Source organism: Leifsonia sp. NPDC058248, from assembly GCF_042881905.1.
In the GTDB taxonomy this organism is placed as follows: Bacteria; Actinomycetota; Actinomycetes; order Actinomycetales; family Microbacteriaceae; genus Leifsonia.
In genome coordinates, this window is record NZ_JBHVXB010000004.1 from 295656 (window position 1) to 302653 (window position 6998).

At 70.1% G+C, this 6998-nt stretch carries 7 protein-coding genes and 1 tRNA gene; 2 read left to right on the forward strand and 6 right to left on the reverse strand.

From position 1 onward, the window contains the following. Window position 1: 1 nt before the first annotated feature. From ACFVV5_RS09140 to ACFVV5_RS09150, 3 genes are read right to left on the reverse strand one after another with little or no spacing between them, the layout of a single operon-like run. Window positions 2-742: a PHP domain-containing protein gene (locus tag ACFVV5_RS09140; RefSeq protein WP_387242237.1), complete on the reverse strand. Its 741-nt coding sequence runs from the start codon at window positions 740-742 to the stop codon at window positions 2-4. Beyond that, complete coding sequence (locus ACFVV5_RS09145) at window positions 739-1740, reverse strand: ATP-grasp domain-containing protein (RefSeq protein ID WP_387242240.1); 1002 nt, start codon at window positions 1738-1740, stop codon at window positions 739-741. Before ACFVV5_RS09145 ends, ACFVV5_RS09140 begins: the two co-directional genes overlap by 4 nt. Beyond that, entirely contained in the window at window positions 1737-2804 is a 1068-nt protein-coding gene (locus ACFVV5_RS09150; protein WP_387242243.1) for a response regulator, read from the reverse strand. The genes ACFVV5_RS09145 and ACFVV5_RS09150 overlap by 4 nt, the downstream gene beginning before the upstream one ends. 136 nt (window positions 2805-2940) lie before the next feature. Between ACFVV5_RS09150 and ACFVV5_RS09155 the strand changes: the two genes are divergently transcribed. Next, window positions 2941-3014 (forward strand) — tRNA-Met (locus ACFVV5_RS09155). Between the two features lie 160 nt (window positions 3015-3174). Here the strand turns inward: ACFVV5_RS09155 and ACFVV5_RS09160 are convergent. Next, window positions 3175-3696 carry an isochorismatase family protein gene (locus tag ACFVV5_RS09160; RefSeq protein ID WP_387242246.1) on the reverse strand — a complete coding sequence of 174 codons (522 nt, stop codon included), beginning with the start codon at window positions 3694-3696 and terminating at the stop codon, window positions 3175-3177. Between the two features lie 218 nt (window positions 3697-3914). Between ACFVV5_RS09160 and ACFVV5_RS09165 the strand changes: the two genes are divergently transcribed. Further along, window positions 3915-5054 (forward strand): ROK family protein, encoded by a 1140-nt coding sequence (locus ACFVV5_RS09165; RefSeq protein WP_387242249.1) that lies wholly within the window; start codon window positions 3915-3917, stop codon window positions 5052-5054. A gap of 10 nt (window positions 5055-5064) precedes the next feature. Here the strand turns inward: ACFVV5_RS09165 and ACFVV5_RS09170 are convergent, their stop codons facing one another. After that, window positions 5065-5544 (reverse strand): hypothetical protein, encoded by a 480-nt coding sequence (locus ACFVV5_RS09170; protein ID WP_387242252.1) that lies wholly within the window; start codon window positions 5542-5544, stop codon window positions 5065-5067. Continuing rightward, entirely contained in the window at window positions 5544-6740 is a 1197-nt protein-coding gene (locus ACFVV5_RS09175; protein ID WP_387242255.1) for an ROK family protein, read from the reverse strand. The genes ACFVV5_RS09170 and ACFVV5_RS09175 overlap by 1 nt, the downstream gene beginning before the upstream one ends. Window positions 6741-6998 lie beyond the last annotated feature (258 nt).

The window sequence follows — 6998 nt, forward strand, 5'->3', positions numbered from 1 at the left end:
GTCACGCCGGGACTCCCGCTCGGTCGAGGATGCCCACGACGCTGTCGTAGCGTCCGACATCCGTCGATACGTGACTGTCCGTGGATGCGACGATACGCGCATCCACGGCGAGGAGAGCGGCGACCGCGCCGGGTCCGGGACACGCCCATTTCTCGTTGACTTCGACGATCGTGCCCGTGCGTTGCGCGGCCTGCGCCCACGCGGCGAGCCGGTCGGCGCCCAGGAGGTCCTCGGACAGTCCGATCTTCGGCAGGATCGAGAACCAGTGCGCAAGCTGAGCGTGCGGCGTGCGTTCCATCGCCCGGATGCTCGCCGTCACCAGCAGGTCGAGGGCGTCGCCGGCGGTGAGTCCGTCCGCGAGCCGCTCGCGCGTGGCGGACGGGGACCAGGGGCCGTCCGTTCCGGGGAACTGGTGGTCGCCGATCACGACGGCGTCGACCCCTCGTGCGACCCCGGCCAGCAGACCGGGAGGTGTGTCGACGGCGCCTGAGGCATCCAGCAGCTTGGCTTCGACCCCGGTGAGGACGGTGAGCCCGTCGGGAGTCTTCTCGCCCGCGATCGCGGAGACGAACTCGGGCACCCAGGTCGTCGACGCGCGCACGTGGTCGGTGAGCCGGATGCGGGCCAGACCCGCCGAGGCCGCTGCCGCCAGGTTCTCCGCCAGGGTGCTGCGCGCGTCGTCGGAGTAGGTCGAGTGCACGTGGAAGTCTCCGCGCAGCAGTTCGCTCCGCGTGACGGTCATTCTTCCCCGGGTCCCTCGGTGTGTGCCGCGTTCTCCGAGACGAGCACGTCCGACGGATCGAGGAACACGTCTTCGAGGTAGCGCACGTTGGCGAGCTCGGCGAAGTCGATGGCGGTGGGAACAGGGCGGCCGAGCACGAGATCGAGCAGCAGCGAGGGCATGTCGACACCGGCGGCGATCGTGAGCGGCATCGCCCCCGGGAAGCGGGGATTGACCTCCAGCAGGGCCGGGATGCCGGTGCTGCTGTACCGCAGCTGGACGTTCGCTACCCCGGTGAGGCCGATCGCACGGGCGACGTCCGCCGCGGTGTCGGACAGTTCGGGCCGCCGCACGGTACGGCCCGCGATGGAAACGCCCGAGTCGACGCGCTCGCGCGAGCGGGGAACCGCCGCGATCACGGCGCCGTCGAGACCTGCCAGCACGTCGACCGAGAACTCCTCGCCGGGCAGGTTCTCCTGGATGATGTTGGTCTCGTCCGTGCCGAGGGCTTCGAGCGCGCCACGGTCGGCGATCAGCTTGACTCCGCGGGAGCCGGCGCCGCTGCGCGGCTTGACGATGACCGGAAAGGTCCAGTCGGCCGCGATGCCGGCAGCGTTCAGCAGGCGGGTCTCCGGCACGGCCACCGAGGGCGAGCACCGGCCGGCGAGACGGAACTTGTCGAGACAGACTTCGAGCGTCTCGAGAGTCGGTGCGGCGAGGGCCGCACCGACGGCCAGCAGCTCGTCGCGGCGCGCGGCCAGCCCCGGGAGTTCGACGTCGACCGTCGAGAACAGCACGTCGATGTCGTCCGCGGCGCACAGACCGATCAGTTCGTCGACGAAAGTGTCTGCACGGCCCGGCGGGATGATCCGGCGGCTCTCCGGCGGGACCAGGTAGAGGCCGCTCGCCCAGCCGTCCATGTCGGCGGCGAGCACCTCGACGTCGTCGCGGGCGAGCAGCGATCGGATGACGGCGACGCCGGCAGGACCGCCCGCCCCGGTCACGAGGACTCTGGTCACTGGATGGTTCCCTTGGCTCGGCTGCCGGGCGTCATCGACGACGCGGGCACGGAGAGGTCTGCGGTGTCCTTGATCACCTCGAGCGGCTCACAGCTGGCGCCCCCGCCGAACCGCGACCAGTAGCGCGCGGTCGCCAGCACGAAGTCCGGTTCGAGATACGTGCGCAGTTCGGTCTGCGAGCGGAAGCAGTCGAGCAGGGCGAGCTTCGCGTCCGTGAACCCGTCGATCGGCACGAACCGTGTCGGCCGGTAGTCGATGGTGGCTGACGGGCTCTGGTAGCAGCACACGGTGCGCACCGCACGCGTGGCCACCAGGGTCGCCGCGTGAACGGCTCGGTGGTCCTGGTGCCGGTCGTGAGCGGAATGCGTGTAGACGATGTCGGGCCGCACCTCGGCGACGACGCGTTCGATGATGCCCACGGTCGGATCGGATGCGACGATCTGCGTGTCCTCCAGGTCTTCCAGGAAGAGCCGCGCCCCGAGTCGCTCGGCCGCCGCCAGCGACTCGTGCTGCCGGTTGTCGGCGTCCCCGCCCCTGGCGCCGCGCGACAGGGTGAGGATGACGACGTCGTTTCCGGCCTCGCGGTGGGCGGAGAGGATTCCCCCGACGCCGATCTCCACGTCATCCGGATGCGCGCCGATGGCGAGAACCACCTGCGGCGCCTGCGCGGCCTTCCGAGTGCGGCCCTCTTCGGCCAGGCGCGTGACGATCGACACCAGGTCGGCCGATGCGATCGGCTTGGTGAGGAACTCGTCGGCCTGAGCGCGCAGCGCCGACACGGCGTAGTCCACGGAGACATGAGCCGTCATCACGACGACGGGCAGCCCCGGGTGGGTGGCACGGAGTTCCTTGAGCAGGTCGAGCCCGGAGATGCCGGGCATCTCGATGTCGGTGATCACCACATCCGGTTCGAATTCGGCGATGCTCCGGAGGGCGGTCGACGGGACGGTGATCGCCAGCACGACGGCGTCGGCCTTCTTCTCGAGCACGGTCTTCATGTAGAGCGCGACATCGGGGTCGTCCTCGATGACGCAGACCCGGTACTTCTGAAGCGCATTCGTCATCGGCGTTCCCCTCCACCCCCGACTCTATCGGCGGACCAGGCCGAAAGCATCGATTGCCCGAGCCAGTTGCGCGGGGCTCGGAATCCGTCCACGATTTTTGTGTTGCCGCGGTCCGTGCTAGAGTCAATTCTTGTGCCGCGGGGTGGAGCAGCTCGGTAGCTCGCTGGGCTCATAACCCAGAGGTCGTAGGTTCAAATCCTGCCCCCGCAACAAAAGAGGCCCGGATTCCCTTGGGAATCCGGGCCTTCTTCTCTGTCCGGGGCCGTTCCGCGTGCGCGCCGTGAGGGCCCGATCGCCTGCTTCTGCGCGCGAACCGAGTCCGCCTCAGTGCGCGAACCGCGCCCGCCTCAGCGCGCGAACCGAGTCCGCCTCAGCGCGCGAACTCGACAAATTCGAGGTCGACGATCCGCACGCCGTCGGCGTCCAGCTCCCGCGTGATGCGCTCGGCGATGGCCGCGGCCGGCTCTCCGTCGTCGTACGTGGTGTGCCCGTCGCTCGGTACGGTCACGTCGAATCCGTTGGCGAGAGCGCCCCGGCTGGTCGCCAGGATCGAGTGCTCGCTCTGCAGGCCCGCCACCACCACGGCGCCGACGCCCATCGCGCGCAGCACGTCGGCCAGCGCCGGATTGGCCTCGAACGTGTTGCTGACGGCCTTGCGCACCACCGGCTCCCCCGGCTCCGGATGGAAAGAGAGCTCCCAGCCGGCCGTGCCCGGCTCGTCGATGTCGCCGACGCCCCCGTCGTTCTGCACGTGCACGATCGGCACCCCGGCCTCGCGGGCCTTCTGCAGCAGCGCCGCCAGCGCGTCGCGGAACGTCTCCGCCTGCTCGATGGCCGACTCCCCTTCGAGCATGTCGCGCTGGACGTCGACCAGGATCAGTGCGTTCCCCATGCGCACATCTTCCGCCGCAATGGTCGTTCCCGCCAGTCGGGGTGTCCGTCGTCTGCCGCTAGACGGTGCTATCCCGGGTGTGTTGGGAGCAGCTGGTGACAGACGAAGTGGCCGGCACGGGCATCCGGCGCCCACGGATGCCCGTGGCGTCTCCCGCGCGAGCAGCGGCCATTCGCTATGGTCGACTGCGGGGAGAACGCGCGTCGAGGAGCGGCAGAGTGGCAGACGATCACAGCAAGGCGACACAGGCCGCCGTCCGTGAGCGCAACCTCACGAGCGCGCTGCAGCTGGTGCTGTCCGGCAACGGCGCGGCCACCCGCGCCAGCATCGCACGGCGCACCGGACTCACCTCAGCAACCGTGTCGTCGCTTCTCGGGGGCCTCATCGCCGAGGGCCTCGTGATCGAAGGCCAGCGTGCGGAGAGCACCGGCGGCAAACGCGCCACGACCCTGCAGATCGACCCGTCGCGGCATGTGCTGCTCTCGGTGATCGTGCAGCCCGGCCTGGTGCGCGGTGCGGTGCTCGACCTGCTCGGCGGCGAAGTGGCGACCGTGTCGCAACGGCCGGCGACCCCGGGGTCGATCGACGACATCCAGGCGGTGATGCGCAGGCTCGTGGCCGCCACCGGCGCGCGCATCCTGGCGGTGGGCATCCAGGTACCCGGCATCGCCGACGGACCGCTCATCCGCGAGAGCGTGCAGCTCGGCTGGAGCGACGTCGACCTCTCCGACGCGCTCCGCGGCATCGTGGACGCTCCGGTGCACCTCGTGAACGACGCGGACGCCGAAGCACTCGCCGACTACTCGACCTCCGACCAGTTCGGCGCGAACCAGATGTACGTCTCGCTCAGCACCGGCGTGGGCGCTGCGTTCATCGTCGACGGATCGCTCCTCGCCGGCGCGGCCCACCGCGCGGGTGAGATCGGTCACGTGCCGGTGCTGTTCGGTCCGGATGCTCCGCTGTGCGCCTGCGGAAACCGGGGCTGCCTCGAGGAGGTCGTCTCGGTGACATCGTTGCTCGGGCTCCCCCACGGCACCGACCTCGAAGCGGTGGACGTCGCCGCCCTCGCCGCCACCGGCGAGTCGCGCGAGCGCATCGCCTTCGGAGCACGGGTGCTGGCGAGAGCCCTCCTGCTCGTCGGCGCCGCCCTCGACGTGCCGAACGTGGTGCTCGGGGGCACCGCCCCCAAGCTCGGCGCCGAGTTCATCGGCCACCTCCGCGCCGAGGCCGCCCGCCACACGGTGCGCGCTGCGATGCCGCTCAGTTTCCGCTACGCGAAGATCGCGCTCGAGCAGCCGTTCCGCGGGGCGGCCCAGCACGCCCTGCAGTCCACCCTCGGCGTCTCCTGGGCAATCTGACCCGGACCCGTCAGCCGGCGGTGAGCAGTTCGAGCAGCGCACCGCCACGGTCGCGATCGAAGCCGAAAGTCGCCAGGTCCGCATAGCTGTGGCCGGTCAGGCGATGCCCCATGTCGACGACCAGCACCGCGCTGCAGGATGCCCGGACCGAGTCGATCACGGCCCGCGCGTAGCCGTGCGCCTCGTTGTCGACCCCGACGACCACCACCGGCGTCCGGGTGGCCAGCACGAGGTGCGGATCGTCGCCGGGACCGACGGTGACCACAGGGTTCTCAGACCAGTGCCGCCCGGCCGCCGAGCCCGGCTCCGTCCAGGCCTCGGCGAGCGTCGACCAGCGCGCCACCCCCAGGACCTCGTTGTCGATGCTCGCCAGGCGAACGACGGTGCAACGGCCGCGGAACAGGGGCAGCACCTCCTTCGCCCACGCGGCGAAGGCGAACGACTGGGCCGGCTCGTCCGCCGGTCTCCGCCGCTCGAGCAGGAGTGTCATCAGGAGACCCCGAGCTGAGCGGAGAGCACCATGACCACGCACCCGCGCACGACGATGTCGCGACTCTGGCTGGTCATCCGGAGCGTGGCATCCGAATGGAAGCCCGCCATCGTGCGGTTGCGCAACGTCTCCCCCACGGCGTCGAGCAGCGGGCCGTCGAGGAGTTCCTCGGGGCCGCTGACCACGACCTCCGACAGGTTGAGGGCTCCGACGATGGGCGCGAGCGCGACACCCAGACGCTGCCCGGCCTCACGGAGCACCGGTGCGACGGGTTCCCCGGCTATCGCAGCGGCCGCCACGCGCGATTCGAGCCGCGGAACGGCCAGCCAGGCCTCCAAGCATTTCTCGCGGTCGTACGGCGCTTCAGGGCCGTCATCAGTGCCGACCATGACCTGGCCGATCTCGCCCGCCGCGAACCGGCTGCCGAGCACGAGGGCTCCCGCGACGAGCAGCCCCGAGCCGACACCATGCCCGACCTTGACGAGCATCATGTCGCCGTGGGCGCCGCCGAAGCCGTGTTCGGCCAGAACCGCGACGTTGGCGTCGTTGGCGACGAAGACGGGCTGGGAGGTGTGCTCGGCGACCAGGCGTTGCAGCGGGACATCGGCCCAGCCGAGGTTCGGAGCGGCCACCACGGTGCCGCTCGGGTCGACGATGCCGGGCGAGCCGATGCCGATGCCGAGGATGTGCGCGGTCGCCATTCCGACGAGTTGCTCGGTCAGCGCGAGCACCTTTGCAGTGGCCTCGTCTCCCCTGCTGCCGGCGAGGGCGACTTCGGCACTCGCCAGGATCTCGCCGTCAATGTCGAGCACGGCGCCGCGGAAGACCGAGTGCTCGCTCAGGTCGATTCCGATGATCTGGGTCGCGGCGCGGTTCATGTCGAGCAGGACGGCCGGCTTGCCTGGTCGCACGTCGTCTCGCTGGCCGAGCTCGATGACGAGGCCTTCGGCGATCAGCCCGGCCACGAGATCAGAGATGGTGACACGGGTGAGGCCCGTCTCCCGAGCGAGATCGGCGCGGCTGACCTGGCCTGCCCGGTACAGCGTCTGCAGGACGAGCGAGCGGTTGTGATTGCGCGCGTGCTCCGGAAGGACCTTGGCGCTGGGCCGCAAGGCGCGGCCGGGAACCATCCCGCGATCCCGTGAGATCGGAGCAGTGTCACCCAGCGTCGAACGCCGTCCCTCGTCCACCAGCATGTTTGTTAGTAAAGTCGACAATCAAAGTTAATGCAAGTGTTTTCTGGCGTGTCCGCGTGGTTTGGCGGAACATCCGGGAGGTGCGCGCTCGGCCGCGACTAGTACTTTGTATAGGCGGCGAACATTCCCGGAAAACGATCCGCACAGCAGAGTGGCGCGCACGGATGGGCGTGCGGGGCCCTCTGCTGCGCGAGTCCGAGCCGCTACTTGCCGGGAGACCCGTCGGCGGCCAGCGCGGCGGCGAGCGCCGTGGTCAGT

Excerpts from the sequence above, each read along its gene's own strand:
- ACFVV5_RS09140 (WP_387242237.1), bottom strand. The coding sequence starts at position 742 with ATGACCGTCACGCGGAGCGAACTGCTGCGCGGAGACTTCCACGTGCAC.
- ACFVV5_RS09150 (WP_387242243.1), bottom strand. The coding sequence starts at position 2,804 with ATGACGAATGCGCTTCAGAAGTACCGGGTCTGCGTCATCGAGGACGAC.
- ACFVV5_RS09160 (WP_387242246.1), bottom strand. The coding sequence starts at position 3,696 with ATGGGGAACGCACTGATCCTGGTCGACGTCCAGCGCGACATGCTCGAA.
- ACFVV5_RS09170 (WP_387242252.1), bottom strand. The coding sequence starts at position 5,544 with ATGACACTCCTGCTCGAGCGGCGGAGACCGGCGGACGAGCCGGCCCAG.
- ACFVV5_RS09175 (WP_387242255.1), bottom strand. The coding sequence starts at position 6,740 with ATGCTGGTGGACGAGGGACGGCGTTCGACGCTGGGTGACACTGCTCCG.